This is a genomic window from Streptomyces sp. NPDC001549, from assembly GCF_042894025.1.
Taxonomy (GTDB): domain Bacteria; phylum Actinomycetota; class Actinomycetes; order Streptomycetales; family Streptomycetaceae; genus Streptomyces; species Streptomyces kutzneri.
The window spans coordinates 1-18,468 of sequence record NZ_JBIAVJ010000021.1 but is presented as its reverse complement, the minus strand read 5'-3'; the positions used below and the strand labels follow the sequence as shown (position 1 = coordinate 18,468).

Annotated in this window: 18 protein-coding genes and 2 pseudogenes; 11 read left to right on the top strand and 9 right to left on the bottom strand. The window is 69.6% G+C overall.

Features of this window, described 5'->3' with window-relative positions; genetic code table 11:
- The first annotated feature begins 60 nt into the window (after window positions 1-60).
- The 4 genes from sigM (at window position 61) to trxA (ending at window position 3,150) form a co-directional block, all read left to right on the top strand.
- Window positions 61-756 carry an RNA polymerase sigma factor SigM gene (gene sigM / locus ACFY04_RS29140; protein WP_389121172.1) on the top strand — a complete coding sequence of 232 codons (696 nt, stop codon included), beginning with the start codon at window positions 61-63 and terminating at the stop codon, window positions 754-756.
- Entirely contained in the window at window positions 753-1,664 is a 912-nt protein-coding gene (locus ACFY04_RS29135; protein ID WP_389121170.1) for a hypothetical protein, read from the top strand. Before sigM ends, ACFY04_RS29135 begins: the two co-directional genes overlap by 4 nt.
- Window positions 1,665-1,792: 128 nt before the next feature.
- Entirely contained in the window at window positions 1,793-2,752 is a 960-nt protein-coding gene (gene trxB, locus ACFY04_RS29130) for a thioredoxin-disulfide reductase (protein ID WP_033214950.1), read from the top strand.
- A 59-nt stretch (window positions 2,753-2,811) separates the two neighbouring features.
- A complete protein-coding gene (gene trxA / locus ACFY04_RS29125; protein WP_389121167.1) occupies window positions 2,812-3,150 on the top strand; it encodes a thioredoxin in 339 nt (112 codons plus the stop codon).
- A 66-nt stretch (window positions 3,151-3,216) separates the two neighbouring features.
- On the opposite strand, the gene ACFY04_RS29120 is transcribed toward trxA, so the two are convergent.
- The 9 genes from ACFY04_RS29120 to rpmH form a co-directional block, all read right to left on the bottom strand.
- Window positions 3,217-3,834 carry a GNAT family N-acetyltransferase gene (locus ACFY04_RS29120; protein WP_150258246.1) on the bottom strand — a complete coding sequence of 206 codons (618 nt, stop codon included), beginning with the start codon at window positions 3,832-3,834 and terminating at the stop codon, window positions 3,217-3,219.
- A 255-nt stretch (window positions 3,835-4,089) separates the two neighbouring features.
- Window positions 4,090-5,190: a ParB/RepB/Spo0J family partition protein gene (locus tag ACFY04_RS29115; RefSeq protein WP_389121165.1), complete on the bottom strand. Its 1,101-nt coding sequence runs from the start codon at window positions 5,188-5,190 to the stop codon at window positions 4,090-4,092.
- Window positions 5,187-6,275 carry a ParA family protein gene (locus ACFY04_RS29110; RefSeq protein WP_389121163.1) on the bottom strand — a complete coding sequence of 363 codons (1,089 nt, stop codon included), beginning with the start codon at window positions 6,273-6,275 and terminating at the stop codon, window positions 5,187-5,189. Before ACFY04_RS29110 ends, ACFY04_RS29115 begins: the two co-directional genes overlap by 4 nt.
- A gap of 276 nt (window positions 6,276-6,551) precedes the next feature.
- Complete coding sequence (gene rsmG, locus ACFY04_RS29105; RefSeq protein ID WP_030008407.1) at window positions 6,552-7,268, bottom strand: 16S rRNA (guanine(527)-N(7))-methyltransferase RsmG; 717 nt, start codon at window positions 7,266-7,268, stop codon at window positions 6,552-6,554.
- Between the two features lie 137 nt (window positions 7,269-7,405).
- Window positions 7,406-7,918: a R3H domain-containing nucleic acid-binding protein gene (locus ACFY04_RS29100; RefSeq protein WP_030008408.1), complete on the bottom strand. Its 513-nt coding sequence runs from the start codon at window positions 7,916-7,918 to the stop codon at window positions 7,406-7,408.
- A gap of 15 nt (window positions 7,919-7,933) precedes the next feature.
- Window positions 7,934-9,037: a membrane protein insertase YidC gene (gene yidC / locus ACFY04_RS29095; protein ID WP_389121161.1), complete on the bottom strand. Its 1,104-nt coding sequence runs from the start codon at window positions 9,035-9,037 to the stop codon at window positions 7,934-7,936.
- Between the two features lie 3 nt (window positions 9,038-9,040).
- Window positions 9,041-9,322, bottom strand: a complete 282-nt coding sequence (gene yidD, locus ACFY04_RS29090) for a membrane protein insertion efficiency factor YidD (RefSeq protein ID WP_076043740.1) — start codon at window positions 9,320-9,322, stop codon at window positions 9,041-9,043.
- Window positions 9,319-9,693 (bottom strand): ribonuclease P protein component, encoded by a 375-nt coding sequence (rnpA, locus tag ACFY04_RS29085; RefSeq protein WP_389121160.1) that lies wholly within the window; start codon window positions 9,691-9,693, stop codon window positions 9,319-9,321. The genes yidD and rnpA overlap by 4 nt, the downstream gene beginning before the upstream one ends.
- Window positions 9,694-9,713: 20 nt before the next feature.
- Complete coding sequence (gene rpmH / locus ACFY04_RS29080) at window positions 9,714-9,851, bottom strand: 50S ribosomal protein L34 (protein WP_008741645.1); 138 nt, start codon at window positions 9,849-9,851, stop codon at window positions 9,714-9,716.
- Between the two features lie 355 nt (window positions 9,852-10,206).
- Between rpmH and dnaA (ACFY04_RS29075) the strand changes: the two are divergent.
- The 7 genes and pseudogenes from dnaA (ACFY04_RS29075) to ACFY04_RS29045 all read left to right on the top strand — a co-directional run.
- Window positions 10,207-10,801: pseudogene (gene dnaA / locus ACFY04_RS29075) on the top strand (chromosomal replication initiator protein DnaA); the annotation flags it as partial.
- Between the two features lie 71 nt (window positions 10,802-10,872).
- Window positions 10,873-11,979: pseudogene (gene dnaA, locus ACFY04_RS29070) on the top strand (chromosomal replication initiator protein DnaA); the annotation flags it as partial.
- Between the two features lie 877 nt (window positions 11,980-12,856).
- Complete coding sequence (dnaN, locus tag ACFY04_RS29065) at window positions 12,857-13,987, top strand: DNA polymerase III subunit beta (protein WP_030956769.1); 1,131 nt, start codon at window positions 12,857-12,859, stop codon at window positions 13,985-13,987.
- A gap of 251 nt (window positions 13,988-14,238) precedes the next feature.
- Entirely contained in the window at window positions 14,239-15,114 is an 876-nt protein-coding gene (gnd, locus tag ACFY04_RS29060) for a phosphogluconate dehydrogenase (NAD(+)-dependent, decarboxylating) (protein WP_389121158.1), read from the top strand.
- A gap of 89 nt (window positions 15,115-15,203) precedes the next feature.
- A complete protein-coding gene (gene recF / locus ACFY04_RS29055; protein ID WP_389121156.1) occupies window positions 15,204-16,340 on the top strand; it encodes a DNA replication/repair protein RecF in 1,137 nt (378 codons plus the stop codon).
- A complete protein-coding gene (locus ACFY04_RS29050; protein WP_314243166.1) occupies window positions 16,337-16,873 on the top strand; it encodes a DUF721 domain-containing protein in 537 nt (178 codons plus the stop codon). The genes recF and ACFY04_RS29050 overlap by 4 nt, the downstream gene beginning before the upstream one ends.
- Before the next feature lie 459 nt (window positions 16,874-17,332).
- Window positions 17,333-18,468 (top strand): ATP-binding protein (locus tag ACFY04_RS29045; protein WP_389121154.1); only part of this gene is annotated, 1,136 nt, incomplete at its 3' end.

The window sequence follows — 18,468 nt, the reverse complement described above, 5'->3', positions numbered from 1 at the left end:
CAGCGGACCCTCGTATTCATCCCGCCTGCCCCGTACGCTCCCTCCGGGAAGGGAGGTGTGATGCGCGACGCAACGACTGGCGGAGACAGTGACCGGGACCTGCTCGCACTGCACGTCGCCGGGGATCCCGATGCCTTCGGTGAGATCGTGCGGCGCCACCGCGACCGGCTGTGGGCCGTGGCGTTGCGGACCCTCGGCGATCGGGAGGAGGCCGCGGACGCCGTACAGGACGCCCTGGTCTCCGCCTACCGGGCCGCCCACACCTTCCGCGGGGAATCCGCCGTCACCACCTGGCTGCACCGCATCACCGTCAATGCCTGCCTGGACCGCGCCCGCAAGGCCGCCTCACGGCGGACCGCGCCCCTCGACGACACGGACCGCCTGGAGCGCCTCCTGGAGCCCCATGAGTCCGCGGAGGCCCCTGCGGAGCGCCAGGACCTCCATCGCCAGCTCCTGGCCGCTCTGAGCACCCTCCCGGCCGATCAGCGAGCCGCGCTGGTCCTCGTCGACATGCAGGGGTACCCCGTCGCCGAGGCCGCCCGGATCCTCGACGTCCCCACCGGCACCGTGAAGAGCCGGTGCGCACGCGGCCGGGCGAAACTCGTGCCGCTCCTCACTCATCTGCGCACGAATGCCGGGGATAACACCGTCACCGAGCGGGGAAGGAACCGGACGCCGGGCCCACCCGTCCCACCAGCGGCAGAACCCAGGCATCCAGACCCAGACACTGTGAAGGGCGGAGGTGGACGACCGTGACCCCGCCCACTGGCAGGTCCGGCACGACCGGCGCGATCCGGCACCCGGACGTCTCAGAGATCTCCGACCTGACCGAAGGTCTCCTCTCCCCGTCCCGTACCGCCGAAATCCGACGCCATCTCGGCGACTGCGCCCTGTGCGCCGATGTCCGCGCCTCCCTGGAGGAGATCCGCTCCCTCCTCGGCACCCTTCCGGGCCCGGCCCGGATGCCCGCCGACATCGCCGGCCGCATCGACGCGGCCCTCGCCGCGGAGGCCCTTCTCGACGCCACCCGGCCGCGGGTCCCGGCCGTACCGGCCGACCGGCCCCACACCCCGGCCCGCGATGTTTCACGTGGAACATCGCCCGCCGGTCACCCGACCGGCCCAACCGGCCCCGGGCGACGCCGCGCGCGCCGGCGTATCGCCGTCCTCACCGGTCTGGCCGGAGCCGCCGCCTGCGCCCTGGGCATCTTCCTGTTCGGCGACTTCTCGGACGGACCCACCCACGGGACCGCCGCATCCGACTCCGCGGCGCGACCGTCCGCCGCCGGCGTCGCGGGCGAAGGCAACTACACCGCTCAGGGACTCCAGGACAGCGTCCGACAGCTCATCGCGGGCGGCCAGGGCGCCAAGAACGTGCCCGAGGAGCAGAACAACACCCTCGGACTGGAGAACACCGCCCCCGCCCCCGGGGACAAGCGGGCGGCGCCTTCCGTCCCCGCCTGTGTCCAACAGGCCACCGGCCGGCCCGACACCCCGATCGCCACCGAACGCGGCAGCTACCAGGGCACCCCCGTCTACCTCCTCGTCCTGCCGCACCCGGCCGACTCCGCCCGCGTGGACGCCTACCTCGTCGACACGGCGTGCGAGCAGACCGGTTCGGCAGATCCCGGAAAGGTCCTTCTGAAGAGCACCTATCCGCGGTAGCCGAGGCGTTGTGGGCCGTCGTGGAGCGGGTGGGGAATGCATGCGCCGTAGGATCCGTTGGGTGGGGTGAGAGTCCGCACCGGCCCCCGGTAGGCAGTACGCAGTCCGCAGAAACGAGGAAGAAACCCGTGAGCGACGTCCGAAACGTGATCATCATCGGCTCCGGGCCGGCCGGTTACACCGCCGCCCTGTACACCGCACGCGCTTCGCTCAAGCCGCTGGTCTTCGAAGGTGCCGTCACCGCGGGTGGCGCGCTGATGAACACCACCGAGGTGGAGAACTTCCCGGGCTTCCAGGACGGCATCATGGGCCCCGACCTCATGGACAACATGCGTGCCCAGGCCGAGCGCTTCGGCGCCGAGCTGATCTCGGACGACGTGGTGGCCGTGGACCTCAGCGGTGAGATCAAGACCGTCACCGACACCGCCGGCACCGTGCACCGCGCCAAGGCCGTCATCGTCACCACCGGTTCCCAGCACCGCAAGCTCGGCCTGCCCAACGAGGACGCCCTCTCCGGCCGCGGTGTCTCCTGGTGCGCCACCTGCGACGGGTTCTTCTTCAAGGACCACGACATCGCCGTCGTCGGCGGCGGCGACACCGCGATCGAGGAGGCCACCTTCCTCTCGCGCTTCGCCAAGTCCGTCACGATCGTCCACCGCCGTGACAGCCTGCGCGCCTCGAAGGCCATGCAGGACCGCGCCTTCGCCGACCCGAAGATCAAGTTCGCCTGGGACAGCGAGGTCGCCGAGATCCACGGCGACCAGAAGCTCTCCGGCCTCACCCTGCGCAACACCAAGACCGGTGAGACCTCCGAGCTGCCCGTGACCGGCCTCTTCATCGCTGTCGGCCACGACCCGCGCACCGAGCTCTTCAAGGGCCAGCTCGACCTCGACGAGGAGGGCTACCTCAAGGTCGAGGCCCCCTCCACCCGGACCAGCGCCACCGGCGTGTTCGGCGCCGGCGACGTCGTGGACCACACCTACCGTCAGGCCATCACCGCCGCGGGCACCGGATGTTCCGCCGCCCTCGACGCCGAGCGCTTCCTTGCCGCGCTCGCGGACGCCGAGAAGGTCCACGCAGCGGTCTGACCGGCCTGACCCCCGTACTGCCCCACCCCACACCCCGCAGGAAGAAGAAGGAGGCCGCTGTGGCCGGCACCCTCAAGAACGTGACCGACGATGACTTCGACGAGCAGGTCCTCAGGAGCGACAAGCCCGTGCTGGTGGACTTCTGGGCCGCCTGGTGCGGACCGTGCCGCCAGATCGCGCCGTCTCTCGAGGCGATCGCCGCCGAGCACCCCGAGATCGAGATCGTCAAGCTGAACATCGACGAGAACCCGGCCACGGCTGCCAAGTACGGCGTCATGTCCATCCCGACGCTGAACGTCTACCAGGGCGGCGAGGTCGCCAAGACCATCGTCGGCGCGAAGCCGAAGGCCGCCATCCTGCGCGACCTCTCCGAGTTCGTCGAGGTCAAGACCGCCTGACGCGATCGATGTTTCACGTGAAACGGGGCCACCCCTCCTGGGGCGGCCCCGTTCCGCGTCTCACACTCACAGCGGCCGCAGCGCCGGCTCCTTGCGCGCCGCGCCCAGCAGCCGGTCCAGTGCCAGTTCCACGTCTTCCTTCCAGGACAGCGTGGACCGCAGCTCCAGCCGCAACCGCGGATGCACCGGGTGCGGCCGTACCGTCTTGAAGCCCACCGCCAGGAGATGGTCCGCGGGCAGCAGGCACGCCGGACCCTCCCAGTGCGCGTCCCCGAAGGCCTCGATCGCCCGGAACCCCCGCCGCAGCAGGTCCTTGGCCACCGTCTGGACCATGACCCGCCCCAGCCCCTGCCCCTGGTACCCCGGCATGATCCACGCGGTGATCAGTTGCACGGCATCGGGCGACACCGGGCTGGTCGGAAAGGCAGTGGCCCGCGGCACGTACGCCGGCGGCGCGTAGAGGACGAAGCCCACCGGAATCTCGTCCACATAGACCACTCGGCCGCAGGATCCCCACTCCAGCAGGACGGCGGAGATCCACGCCTCCTTCTCCTGCGCTGGAGTACCCGCCTTCACCGCGGCCTCACCACTGACCGGGTCCAGCTCCCAGAACACGCAGGACCGGCAACGACGGGGCAGGTCCTGGAGGTTGTCCAGCGTGAGCGGTACCAGCCGACGACCCATGACCGCATCGTATCCACTGGTCGATCGTTCTTCGACAGCAAAGCGAAGGGGGGGGGGGGGGGGGGGGGGGGGGGGCGCCCGCCCCCCCCCCCCCCCCCCGCCCGGCGGCCCCCCCCCCCCCCCCCCCCCCCACCCCCCCCCCCCCCCCCCCCCCCCCCCCGGCACCCCGGGGGACTTGGTTACGCCCCCAGGGCGGGGGGGGGGGGCTGGGGGGGGTCCCCCCCCCCCCCCCCCCGCCCCTCGGCGGCCCGGGGATCACTCCCCGGCAAGACCCTGATCCAGCACCCGGCCCTCGCCCGGCGCCAGCGTCCCCAGAATCCGTTCCAGATCCTCCATCGAGGCGAACTCGACGGTGATCTTGCCCTTCTTCTGGCCCAGATCCACCTTCACCCGCGTCTCGAACCGGTCCGACAGCCGCGTCGCCAGCTCGCTGAGCGCCGGAGCCACCCGTGCACCCGCGCGCGGACCCTTCGGCTTCACCGCACTCGACGGCTCCGAGGCCATCAGCGTCACGATCTCCTCGACCGCACGCACCGACAGACCCTCGGCCACGATCCGGTGCGCCAGCTTGTCCTGCTCCTCGGAGTCCTCCACCGAGAGCAGCGCACGCGCGTGCCCGGCCGACAGCACACCCGCGGCCACCCGGCGCTGCACCGAAGGGGAGAGCTTGAGCAGCCGCAGCGTGTTCGACACCTGGGGACGCGAGCGTCCGATCCGGTCGGCCAGCTGGTCGTGGGTGCAGTTGAAGTCCTTGAGCAGCTGGTCGTAGGCCGCAGCCTCTTCCAGCGGGTTCAGCTGAGCCCGGTGGAGGTTCTCCAGCAGCGCGTCCAGCAGCAGCTTCTCGTCGTCCGTCGCCCGGATGATCGCCGGAATGGCCTCCAGCCCGGCCTCGCGGCAGGCACGCCAGCGCCGCTCACCCATGATCAGCTCATAGCGGCCGGGAGCCGACTGCCGCACCACCACCGGCTGGAGCAGGCCCACCTCCTGGATGGAGGTCACCAGCTCGGCGAGCGCGTCCTCGTCGAACACCTCGCGCGGCTGGCGCGGGTTCGGCGTGATCGCGTCCATCGGGAGCTCGGCGAACGTCGCCCCCGCCACCACATTGCTCTCGGTCTCGGTCTCGGCCTGGGGCTCCGGATCGGCCACCGGGACGACCGCGAGCGATGTTTCACGTGAAACATCGGCCTGTACGAGCGCAGCGAGCTTCGCCGCCGCGACTCCCCGCTCCGAAGCCAGCGTCGGCACCGCCGACGGGGACGCCGACCCGGCGCTGATCACCGGCGGCGTCTTCTCCTGCGGAGCCGCGGGAATCAGCGCACCGAGCCCCCGCCCCAGACCCCTACGTCGCTCACTCACTGGATCCCCTCCGCCACACTCTGCGTGCTGTTCGTGCCCGGGCCCAGATGGGCGTGCCGAGCGTCGTACTGAATGCCGACCCCCCGATACGCGATCTCTCGCGCTGCCTCCAGGTAGGAGAGGGAACCACTGGAACCCGGGTCGTACGTGAGCACCGTCTGCCCATAGCTCGGCGCCTCGGAAATGCGCACCGACCGGGGGATGCTCGTCCGCAGCACCTCCTTGCCGAAGTGGCTGCGCACCTCCTCCGCCACTTGCGAGGCCAGCCGTGTCCTGCCGTCGTACATCGTCAGCAGAATGGTGGACACATGGAGCGTCGGGTTGAGGTGGGCTCGGACCAGATCGACATTGCGCAGCAGCTGACCCAGGCCTTCCAGTGCGTAGTACTCGCACTGGATCGGGATCAGCACCTCCGCGCCGGCCACCAGTGCGTTCACCGTCAGCAGGCCGAGCGAGGGAGGGCAGTCGATCAGGATGTAGTCGAGGGGCTGGTCGTACGCCTGGATCGCCCGCTGGAGGCGGCTCTCCCGCGCCACGAGCGACACCAGCTCGATCTCCGCACCCGCCAGGTCGATCGTGGCCGGGGCACAGAACAGCCCCTCCACGTCCACCACCGGCTGGACGACCTCCAGCAGCGGCCGGCTGTCCACGAGCACGTCGTAGATGGACGGCACGTCGGCGTGGTGGTCGATACCCAGCGCCGTGGACGCATTGCCCTGCGGGTCGAGGTCGACCACCAGGACCCGTGCGCCGTGCAGCGCGAGTGAGGCCGCCAGGTTCACGGTCGTCGTGGTCTTGCCCACGCCGCCCTTCTGGTTGGCGACCACGATGACCCGGGTCTGATTCGGCCGGGGCAGCCTCTCACCGGCGCGCCCCAGCGCCTCGACCGCCTGCTGGGCGGCTCGGCCGATAGGGGTGTCGTTGTCTACAAGAGGCGGAGGCAATGTTTCACGTGAAACATCCCCACCCGCCGGTTCAGAGCGGGGACCGGGGACCGGGTCGGCCATGGGCCCCGCGAGGTTGGCGTCGGACCGCACGGTGTCACTCTCCTCGACATCAGGCTCGCGATGAACAGAGCCTCCCATGTCACCCGGGTCGCGAACCAGCGGGGCCCGTACTCCTGTGGATGAATCCACCGATGTGGACAACTCTGTCCCCCTTGCGTCCTTGCGCTGGCGGGGGGACGCAGCCGCACGACCGCGGCTGATGATTCCGTGCAGCAGAGAGCGACGTTTCACGTGAAACACGATGCCCGGAGGGAGTCCCCCGGCCGCTACGACACTCCGAAATCCATACCTATAGGGCCCAACACGGATGAAATCTCCCGTGCGGGCCCCGGCCGTCAGCGAATCAGCGGAGAATCACCGGCGTCGGCGGGTGCGTCCCACCCGGGCCGCCTTAGCCCGCTTGGCCGCGAACCTCACCCCTCCAGGGCTCTCTCCGACCTCGACCCGCACCACCGTCGACAGAGGGTCCACCAGACCCTCGCCCACGTGCAGCACTGAGGTCTTCACCACACCCAGCTTCGCCAGCGCCGTCTTCGCCGACACCAGTTCCTCGTCCGCGGTGTCGCCCTTCAGCGCCAGCATCTCGCCGTACGGCCGCAGCAGGGGCACACCCCATCCGGCCAGCCGGTCCAGCGGAGCCACCGCCCGCGCCGTCACCACGTGCACCGGCTGCAGCTTGCCCAGGACCTCCTCGGCCCGCCCCCGCACCACCGTGACGTGGTCCAGGCCCAGCAGCTCCACGGCCTCCTGGAGGAAGGTCGTACGCCGCAGCAGCGGTTCGAGCAGCGTGATCTTGAGATCCCGTCGCACCAGAGCGAGCGGGATACCGGGCAGACCCGCGCCCGAGCCCACGTCGCACACGGTGACGCCCTGGGGCACCACCTCCGACAGCACAGCGCAGTTCAGCAGGTGCCGCTCCCACAGGCGCGGCACCTCACGCGGCCCGATCAGGCCCCGCTTGACTCCTGCGTCCGCCAGCAGCTCCGCGTACCGCACAGCTTCCGGGAAAAACTCACCGAACACCGCGCGCGCCTCTTCAGGCGCCGGGGGAAGCTCAGCTGCCTCCGTCACGGGGACCGTCCTTCCGTACCGCATGGTTCTGAAAAAACCACGTCTTCAAGATGAGGCGTCGTTCACCTGTCAGGCCAGGCTGACAAACATCGGCCCCGCCTGCGACACAGACGGGGCCGAACAACTCGCGCCGACGATCAGGCCGGGAGCACAACGACGAAGCGCTGCGGCTCCTCGCCCTCGGACTCGCTCCGCAGACCGGCGGCCGCCACGGCGTCGTGGACGACCTTCCGCTCGAACGGGGTCATCGGAGCCAGCTTCAGCGGCTCGCCGGACGCCTTCACGTCCGCCGCGGCCTGGGCGCCCAGCGCCGCCAGCTCCTCGCGCTTCTTCGCGCGGAACCCGGCGATGTCCAGCATCAGCCGGCTGCGGTCCCCGGTCTCCCGGTGCACGGCGAGGCGGGTCAGCTCCTGCAGAGCCTCCAGAACCTCACCGTCGCGGCCCACGAGCTTCTGCAGATCACGGCTGGCCGAGTCACTGACGATCGACACCGCGGCCCGGTCGGCCTCGACGTCCATGTCGATGTCGCCGTCCAGGTCGGCGATGTCCAGCAGACCCTCGAGGTAGTCGGCCGCGATCTCACCCTCCTGCTCGAGGCGGGTCAGGGTGTCGCCACTCTCAGCGGCGGCGGTGGTGGTGCCTTCCGTCACGGGAGGGACTCCTTCTTACTTCTTGGGAGCGGGCTTGCTGGGGGTCTGACGCTGCGACTTCGACTGGCGCTTCGGCTGCTGCCGCTTCGCGGCACCGCCGCTCGCCGCATCCGAGTCTGCCGTGGCCTCGACACTCTTGATCACGGAGCCGTCGGGCTGCGCGGCCATGCCCTGCTTGGTGAGGGCGGCGATGAACTTGCGCTCGTTGTCGTTGCGGTCCGGGCCCTTGGCGACGATCGCCGCGACGACCCGCTTCCTGCCCCGGCCCTTGAGCTCACCGTGCGAGCTGATCTGCTTCAGCAGGCGGGTCAGGTACTGGTCCTGCGCCTTGCTGCCCGGCGTCGGGTTCTGGTTGATCACGTACATCTGCTGACCCATGGTCCACACGTTCGTGGTCAGCCAGTAGACGAGAACACCGACGGGGAAGTTGATACCCATGACCGCGAAGATCACCGGGAAGATGTACATCAGCATCTTCTGCTGCTGCATGAACGGCGTCTTGACCGAGAGGTCGACGTTCTTCTGCATCAGCTGACGCTGGGTGTAGAACTGCGACAGCGACATCATGATGATCATGACGGCGGTCACGATCCGGACGTCCGTCAGGGTGGCGCCGAGGGCGGCGACCTTCTCCGGGCTGTCCATGAACTTCGCGGCGATCGGCGCACCGAAGATCTTGGCCGCACGCGCGCTGTCGACCAGCTGCTGGTCCATCGCGCCGACGGGCTTGCCATCGGCGATGTTCGACAGCACGTGGTACAGCGCGAAGAAGAACGGGGACTGCGCCAGGATGGGCAGGCACGAGGAGAGCGGGTTGGTACCCGTCTCCTTGTACAGCTTCATCATCTCTTCGGACTGACGCTGCTTGTCGTTCTTGTAGCGCTCCTGGATCGCCTTCATCTTCGGCTGGAGCGCCTGCATACCCCGCGTCGCCTTGATCTGCTTCACGAAGAGCGGGATCAGGCAGATACGGATCAAGATCACTAGGGACACGATGGACAGGCCCCAGGCCCACCCACTCGACTCACCGAAGATCGCCCCGTACATCGAGTGGAACTGGACGATGATCCACGAGACGGGGTAAGTGATAAAGCTGAACAGACTGGCAATCGTGTCCACTAATCAGGCTCCTTGAGCATTGCGAGATCTACGCAACGCACTGCGCAGCTGCTCGTGCCAACGCGGGCGTTTACGGGGTGGGACATGGTCCACGCCACCCGGGGACCACGGATTGCACCGCAGGATCCGCCAGGCGGTCAGGGCCGTCCCCTTGACCGCACCATGCCGGTCGATGGCCGTGTACCCGTAGTGCGAACACGACGGGTAGTAGCGGCACACCGGCCCGAGCAGCGGACTGATCGTCCACTGGTACAGCTTGATCAAAGCGAGCAGCGGGTACTTCATCGAGCCACGCCTCCCAGGAGCCGCACCAGAGCGGCATCCAGGTCCCGGGCCAGCTCGTCGGGGCCGGCATCACCCGCTCCGGGCAACGCGCGTACCACCACCAGGCTACCGGCGGGCAGCTCGGGCAGCCGCTCGCGGACCAGATGGCGCAGACGGCGCTTGACCCGGTTACGTATGACGGCGTTGCCGACAGCCTTGCTGACGACGAAACCCGCACGCGCCGAGGGATCGATCTCCCCCGACTCGTGCGGGTCCGTTGCACCGCTTGTACGTAGATGGACGACGAGGAGCGGGCGACCAGCCCGACGACCTCGGCGTACCGCGCTCGCGAAGTCCTCGCGCCGCCTCAGCCGATTCTCGGGAGACAGCACGACGTCACGACCTGCTGTGGTTACGCGGAAAGGGCGGCGCGGCCCTTGCCACGACGGTTCGCGAGGATCGCGCGACCGGCACGGGTACGCATCCGCAGGCGGAAGCCGTGGGTCTTGGCACGACGGCGGTTGTTCGGCTGGAAGGTGCGCTTGCTCACTCGGGGGCTCCAGAGAATGAATCGTTGTGGCGGGACATCGCCTGGCTGTCACCGTGCGCCCACGAGGAAACTCGCGTGTTCGCCCGAGTGGCACCGCTAAATGATCACTATCAGTGACCTTCGCCCATCGGTAGGCAGGCGGCAGCAGCCATCGACAACTCGACCTCGTTACGGTACGCGCGGCTACGCCATCCGGTCAAACCGAGCCGACGTGGCCCCACACTGTGCACAGGCTGTGGACAACGACTTGAACCGTACCCGCTGGCCTGACTACCGTTGCCTGACCCCGGATTTTTTGTCCCGACCGTCCCAAAGAACCACACATTCGTGGGACCCCTGTGAGAGAGCGTGCTCTGTGGCTGACGTACCTGCCGATCTTGCCGCAGTGTGGCCAAGGGTGCTCGAAAAGCTCCTCGGGGAGGGACAGCCGGGGATCGAGCCCAAGGACAAGCAGTGGGTCGAGCGATGCCAGCCCCTGGCACTCGTCGCCGACACCGCACTGCTGGCCGTCCCCAACGAATGGGGCAAGCGCGTCCTCGAAGGCCGCCTCGCCCCGCTGATCAGTGACGCCCTCAGCCGTGAGTGCGGCCGCCCCATCCGGATCGCCATCACCGTGGACGACTCCGCCGGCGAGCCCGCGCCCCCCGCCCCGCCCGTCCAGCAGGGCGGGTACGAGCCGTACGGCGGCCAGCGCCCCGGCGGTGGCCCCGGCGGCCCCGGCGACGACCAGTTGCCCACCGCCCGCCCGGCCTACCCGGACTACCAGCAGCAGCGCCCCGAGCCCGGCGCCTGGCCCCGCGGCGGCCAGCAGGACGACTACGGCTGGCAGCAGCCGCGCCTCGGCGGTTTCCCCGAGCGCGACCCGTACGCCTCCCCGCAGCCGGGCTACCTCCAGCAGCCCGAGCCCTCCGGCTACGACCAGGGCTCCTACGAGCAGCAGAAGTACGAGCAGTCCCCGTACGAGTCCCAGCAGCAGCACCAGTCCCATCAATACGAGCCCCAGCAGTACGAGCAGCCGGCGCCGCGCCAGGCCCCCGGCCGGCCCGCGGCGCCGCCGTCCCCGTCCGGCGGCTCCACCTCGGGCCCGCTGGAGCCGACCGCGCGGCTGAACCCCAAGTACCTCTTCGACACCTTCGTCATCGGCGCCTCCAACCGCTTCGCGCACGCCGCCGCGGTGGCCGTCGCCGAGGCGCCCGCGAAGGCCTACAACCCCCTCTTCGTCTACGGGGAGTCGGGCCTCGGCAAGACGCACCTGCTGCACGCCATCGGGCACTACGCGCGGAGCCTCTACCCCGGCACCCGGGTGCGGTACGTGAGCTCCGAGGAGTTCACCAACGAGTTCATCAACTCCATCCGCGACGGCAAGGGCGACGCGTTCCGCAAGCGCTACCGCGAGATGGACATCCTGCTCGTCGACGACATCCAGTTCCTCGCGAGCAAGGAGTCGACGCAGGAGGAGTTCTTCCACACCTTCAACACGCTCCACAACGCCAACAAGCAGATCGTGCTCTCCTCCGACCGGCCGCCCAAGCAGCTGGTCACCCTGGAGGACCGGCTCCGCAACCGCTTCGAGTGGGGCCTGATCACCGACGTCCAGCCGCCCGAGCTGGAGACCCGTATCGCGATCCTGCGCAAGAAGGCCGTCCAGGAGCAGCTCAACGCCCCGCCGGAGGTACTGGAGTTCATCGCCTCCCGCATCTCGCGCAACATCCGCGAGCTGGAGGGGGCGCTGATCCGGGTCACGGCCTTCGCGAGCCTCAACCGGCAGCCGGTCGACCTGGGCCTCACCGAGGACGTCCTGAAGAACCTGATCCCGGGCGGCGAGGACAGCGCGCCGGAGATCACCGCCTCCGACATCATGGCGGCCACCGCCGACTACTTCGGCCTGACCGTGGACGACCTGTGCGGCTCCTCGCGCAGCCGGGTCCTGGTCACCGCCCGGCAGATCGCCATGTACCTGTGCCGGGAGCTCACCGACCTCTCACTGCCCAAGATCGGGGCGCAGTTCGGCGGCCGCGACCACACGACCGTCATGCACGCGGACCGCAAGATCCGCGCTCTGATGGCCGAGCGACGCTCCATCTACAACCAGGTCACCGAGCTCACCAACCGCATCAAGAACGCCTGAGCGCGGCCCCCCGACACCCGGTTCGGGGCCGTTTCAGGGCCTCTTCAAACGCATCCAGAGGGCGCTCCCGGTCCACAACGGGGGCGCCCTTCTTCGTTCGCGCGCCCCTGACCTGTTCGAATACGCCCCCGAGGGAGCAACTCATCCACAGATTGGGAGACTTTCTTCCGTCCACACCCTGGGGACGGGCCGCGCCGCCCACAATCTGTCCACAGGCGTACCGGGTGAGGCTCCATCAGGGCTGGTCAGGCCCCTGTGGAATTGTGCACAAACGTCATCCACAGGCTGTGGACAAATATTTCGTCCACAGCCCTGTCCACGGCGTTGTCCACCGTCGGCCCACAGGTTTCCACGTCCTGTGCACAGGATGCGCGGGCTTCTCCACACCCTTGTCCACTGTTCGGCAACACACCACCCCCTTCTCACCGCCCGGAGTGAAAGCGGTCACACGGATGTAGACGTTTGGGTTGTGGAGTACCGGGGGAAAGCTGGGGACACACCTGTGGAGTAATCGGGGTCCCCTGGGGACAGCCTGTGCAGAACTTTTCGTTCTCCACAGAGACACGGGGTTGTCCACCGGTGTCACCCACAGGGTCGGTGGATAAAAAACCGGGGTTGACCTGCGAGAACGAGCTTATCCACCGTTTCCACAGGCCCTACTACTACCCCCATAGAGAGTTAGGCCGGTTTCGGTTTTCAAGCAGGTCCTGTGCACAACTCGTCGATCGACCGCCCCGGCCCCTCGCTCCCGACTTGACCGCCAGCCGCACCGAGTGTCGGCGCCGTACGTCAGACTGGTCCCCGGCATCGGTCGAGGCATCGACGAGCCGACGACGAAGGCCGGCAGACGAGCGAGCAACAGCAGGAGGCGGTTCCGGTGAAGATCCGGGTGGAGCGCGACGTACTCGCGGAGGCGGTGGCTTGGGCCGCCCGTAGCCTCCCGGCCCGGCCGCCGGTGCCCGTTCTCGCGGGCCTGCTGCTGAAGGCCGAGGAAGGCACCCTGAGCCTCTCCGGCTTCGACTACGAGGTCTCGGCCCGGGTCTCCGTCGAGGCGGACGTCGAGGAGGACGGCACCGTCCTGGTCTCCGGCCGGCTGCTCGCCGACATCTGCCGCGCCCTCCCCAACCGCCCGGTGGAGATTTCCACAGACGGTGTACGGGCGACCGTGGTCTGCGGCTCCTCGCGATTCACACTCCACACCCTGCCTGTGGAGGAGTACCCGGCACTGCCGCAGATGCCGACCGCGACCGGCACCGTGGCCGGCGAGGTCTTCGCCTCCGCCGCCAAGCAGGTGGCCACCGCCGCCGGCCGTGACGACACGCTGCCGGTGCTGACCGGTGTCCGCATCGAGATCGAGGGCGACCGCGTCACCCTGGCCTCCACCGACCGCTACCGCTTCGCGGTCCGCGAGTTCCTGTGGAAGCCCGAGAACCCGGACGCGTCGGCCGTGGCCCTGGTGCCCGCCAAGACGCTCCAGGAGATCGCCAACTCGCTGACCAGCGGTGACACCGTCACCCTGGCGCTGTCCGGCTCCGGTGCGGGCGAGGGCCTGATCGGTTTCGAGGGCGCCGGCCGCCGCACCACCACCCGGCTGCTCGAAGGCGACCTGCCCAAGTACCGGACGCTGTTCCCGACGGAGTTCAACTCGATCGCCGTGATCGAGACCGCGCCCTTCGTCGAGGCCGTCAAGCGCGTGGCCCTGGTGGCCGAGCGCAACACCCCGGTCCGCCTCAGCTTCGAGAAGGGCGTGCTGATCCTGGAGGCCGGCTCCTCCGACGACGCACAGGCTGTGGAAAGGGTCGACGCCCAGCTGGACGGCGACGACATCTCGATCGCCTTCAACCCCACCTTCCTGCTGGACGGCCTGAGCGCGATCGCCTCCCCGGTGGCCCAGCTCAGCTTCACCACGTCGACCAAGCCCGCGCTGCTCAGCGGCCGCCCGGCGATCGACGCGGAGGCCGACGAGGCCTACAAGTACCTGATCATGCCGGTGCGCCTGTCCGGCTGACGTTCCACCTGTGGACGCCGGGCCCGGTCTCGCACGCAGCGGGACCGGGCCCGGCGTCGTCCACAGGCTGGGGAGGGCGCCGGAGACCGGGAATCCCGTGAACCCCGACCGGCCGCCATGGAGCGCCCGCACGGCCCGCCGCCACGGCCCGGCGTAGGCTCGGATCCGGTGGGCGACCCCCTGCGCGTCCGGCGAGGACACGGCCGGGGAAGCCCCGGCAAAGACGGCCACAACGCTTAAGGAACCACCTGATGGAGCTTGGTCTCGTCGGTCTCGGCAAGATGGGCGGCAACATGCGCGAGCGCATCCGCCGCGCAGGCCACACCGTCATCGGATACGACCGCAACCCGGACCTCGCGGATGTCCACAGCCTGCAGGAGCTTGTGGACAGCCTGCAGGCCCCCCGTGTCGTGTGGGTCATGGTCCCGGCCGGTGCGGCCACCCAGTCCACGGTCGACGAGCTCGCCGAGCTGCTGTCGCCCGGTGACGTCGTCGTCGACGGCGGGAACTCCCGCTGGACCGACGACGAGAAGCACGCCGAGGAGCTGAAGGCCAAGGGCATCGGCTTCGTCGACTGCGGTGTCTCCGGCGGCGTGTGGGGCCTGGAGAACGGCTACGCGCTCATGTACGGAGGCGCCGCCGAGGACGTGGCCCGCGTACAGCCGGTCTTCGACGCCCTCAAGCCCGAGGGCGAGTTCGGCGCCGTGCACGCGGGCAAGGTCGGCGCGGGCCACTTCGCGAAGATGGTCCACAACGGCATCGAGTACGCCATGATGCAGGCCTACGCCGAGGGCTGGGAGCTCCTGGAGAAGGTGGAGTCGGTCACCGACGTCCGCGAGGTCTTCCGCTCCTGGCAGGAAGGCACCGTCATCCGCTCCTGGCTGCTGGACCTGGCCGTGAACGCCCTCGACGAGGACGAGCACCTGGAGCAGCTGCGCGGCTTCGCCCAGGACTCCGGCGAGGGACGCTGGACGGTGGAGGCGGCGATCGACAACGCCGTACCGCTGCCCGCGATCACCGCGTCGCTCTTCGCGCGCTTCGCCTCGCGGCAGGACGACTCCCCGCAGATGAAGATGATCGCCGCGCTGCGCAACCAGTTCGGCGGCCACGCGGTCGAGAAGAAGTAGCACTTCGCAGCACAGGGCCGCAGCGGTACAGCAGTACAGCGGCACAGCACCACAGCGAGCAGTTGGAAGCCGGGGGAGGTCGGCGCCGTATGCACGTTTCGCATCTCTCATTGGCCGACTTCCGCTCGTACGCCCGGGCCGAGGTACCCCTCGACCCGGGCGTCACCGCTTTCGTGGGCCCCAACGGCCAGGGGAAGACCAACCTCGTCGAGGCGATCGGCTACCTCGCGACCCTCGGCAGCCACCGGGTCTCCTCGGACGCCCCGCTCGTGCGGATGGGCGCGGACCGGGCGATCATCCGCGCGGCCGTCACCCAGGGCGAGCGCCGGCAGCTGGTGGAGCTGGAGCTCAATCCCGGCCGGGCGAACCGGGCCCGGATCAACCGTTCCTCGCAGGTCAGGCCGCGGGACGTGCTGGGGATCATACGGACGGTGCTGTTCGCGCCGGAGGACCTGGCCCTGGTCAAGGGCGACCCGGGCGAGCGGCGGCGGTTCCTGGACGAGCTGGTCACGGCGCGCTCGCCGCGGATGGCCGCGGTCCGCTCCGACTACGAGCGGGTGCTCAAGCAGCGCAACACCCTGCTGAAGTCGGCTGCGATGGCCCGCCGGCACGGCGGCCGCTCCCTGGACCTCTCCACCCTCGACGTGTGGGACCAGCACCTCGCGCGCGTGGGCGCGGAGCTGCTCGCGCAGCGGCTGGATCTGATCGCGACCCTGCTGCCACTTGCGGACAAGGCCTACGAGCAGCTCGCGCCCGGCGGCGGCCCGCTGGGGCTGGCGTACAAGTCCTCGGCCGGCGAGCCGGTGGACAGCGGCGCGGCGCGCACCCGCGAGGCCCTCTACGAGGTGCTGCTGGCCGCGCTGGCCGAGGTGCGCAAGCAGGAGATCGAGCGTGGTGTGACCCTGGTGGGCCCGCACCGCGACGACGTGGTGCTGCGGCTCGGCGAGCTGCCCGCGAAGGGGTACGCGAGCCACGGGGAGTCGTGGTCGTACGCACTGGCACTGCGGCTGGCCTCCTACGAGCTGCTGCGCTCGGAGGGCAGCGAGCCGGTGCTGATCCTGGACGACGTGTTCGCCGAGCTGGACACGCGGCGCCGGGAGCGGCTGGCGGAGCTGGTGGCCCCGGGCGAGCAGGTACTGGTGACGGCGGCGGTCGACGACGACGTCCCGGGGGTGCTGGTCGGAACGCGGTTCGGGGTGTCCGGCGGTGAGGTGACCCGGCTGTGAACGAGCACGCCAAGGACCCGCAGGAGGGTCGCAGGACCCCGGAGGCCTCCGGGGTGGACCTCGCGCGCCAGGCCCTCGCGGCGGCGCGGGAGCAGGCGCGGGCCCGGGGCAACGCGGCCGGCGGGAAGAAGCGCCAGCAGCAGCCGGGGCTGCGCTCGGGAGCCCGCGCGGACGGCCGGGACCCGATGCCGCTCATGGCGGCGCTGGACCGGCTGCGCACCGAACGCGGCTGGGAGATGCCGATGGCGGTGGCGGGCGTGATGGAGCGCTGGCCGGAGATCGTCGGCCCGGAGATCGCGGCCCACTGTGAACCGGAACGCTACGAGGACCGTGAACTTGTCGTGCGGTGCGATTCCTCGGCATGGGCGGCGCAGCTGAAGCTGCTGGCTCCGCAGCTGGTCGCGCGGCTGAACGCGGACCTGGGGCAGGGCACCGTACGCCTGATCAAGGTGCAGGGGCCCGGCGGACGGCCGAAGGGCTACGGGCCGTGGCGGGCGCCGGGCAGCAAGGGTCCCGGGGACACCTACGGCTGACCGGTCCCCTGTGGGGTCGCGTGCGGGCAAACGCAGCCCGCCGCGCGGGACCCCGGGGCGCTGTCCCGGACCCCGCGCCTCACACGCCGGCGGGGCTGAAGCGGCGCGGCCTGAGGAGCCGGCGGGGCTGGGTTGTGCCGGCGAGGTCGGAGGGGCCCGAGGGGCTGGAGATCGGCAGATTCGGGTGGCGTCCCTCACGGTAGTCGGAGGTTGACAGCCCGAAGGGCTGGATGCCCGTGTGAGCCTCTTTGAGCCCCTTCCCGGATGTGGGGGAGTCGGAGAGAGGAGGTTCAGGGCGGCACATGCGGACTCAGGTACCGGCAAACCCCCATTCATGTCGGTGGTACCGGTAGACTGAAGCAAATCCCGCCCGCTTGCGGGATCCCGCTGACAAACGCTGACAACGCAGATCGACGCAGCCGCTCCTGCTTGCATGCCTGCTGGCCCGGAGTTCGGCCTGTGCTGTGCCAGAAAGGGCGCTTCGTGGCCGATTCCGGCAACCCCAACGACAAGAACGAGTCCACCGCCGACGGCGAGGCCGCCGAGGCAGGTGGGTCTTCGTATACCGGCAGCAACATTCAGGTCCTGGAGGGCCTGGACGCGGTCCGCAAGCGGCCCGGCATGTACATCGGCTCGACCGGCGAGCGCGGTCTGCACCACCTCGTCTACGAGGTCGTGGACAACTCGGTCGACGAGGCCCTGGCCGGGCACGCGGACACCATCGACGTGACGATCCTGGCCGACGGGGGGGTCAAGGTCGTCGACAACGGCCGAGGCATCCCGGTCGACATCGTGCCGTCCGAGGGCAAGCCGGCCGTCGAGGTCGTCCTGACCGTCCTGCACGCCGGCGGCAAGTTCGGAGGCGGCGGTTACGCCGTCTCCGGCGGTCTGCACGGCGTCGGCGTCTCCGTCGTCAACGCGCTGTCCACGCGCGTTGCGGTCGAGGTGCGGCGTGACGGCTACCGCTGGACGCAGGACTACAAGCTCGGTGCCCCGACCGCCGCCCTGGCGAAGAACGAGGAGACCGCCGAGACGGGCACCTCGGTCACCTTCTGGGCCGACGGCGACATCTTCGAGACGACCGAGTACTCCTTCGAGACGCTCTCGCGGCGCTTCCAGGAGATGGCCTTCCTCAACAAGGGCCTGACCCTGTCGCTGACCGACGAGCGCGAGTCGGCGAAGGCCACCGCGGGCGCCGACGACCCGGACGCGGACGCGGCCGAGCCCCAGGCGCGCACGGTGAAGTACTACTACGAGGGCGGCATCGTCGACTTCGTGAAGTACCTCAACTCGCGCAAGGGTGAGCTCATCCACCCGACCGTCATCGACATCGAGGCCGAGGACAAGGAGCGCATGCTCTCGGTGGAGATCGCGATGCAGTGGAACTCGCAGTACACGGAGGGGGTCTACTCCTTCGCGAACACGATCCACACGCACGAGGGCGGTACGCACGAGGAGGGCTTCCGTGCGGCCCTGACGGGTCTGGTGAACCGTTACGCTCGCGACAAGAAGCTGCTGCGGGAGAAGGACGACAACCTCGCGGGCGAGGACATCCGCGAGGGTCTGACGGCGATCATCTCGGTCAAGCTGGGCGA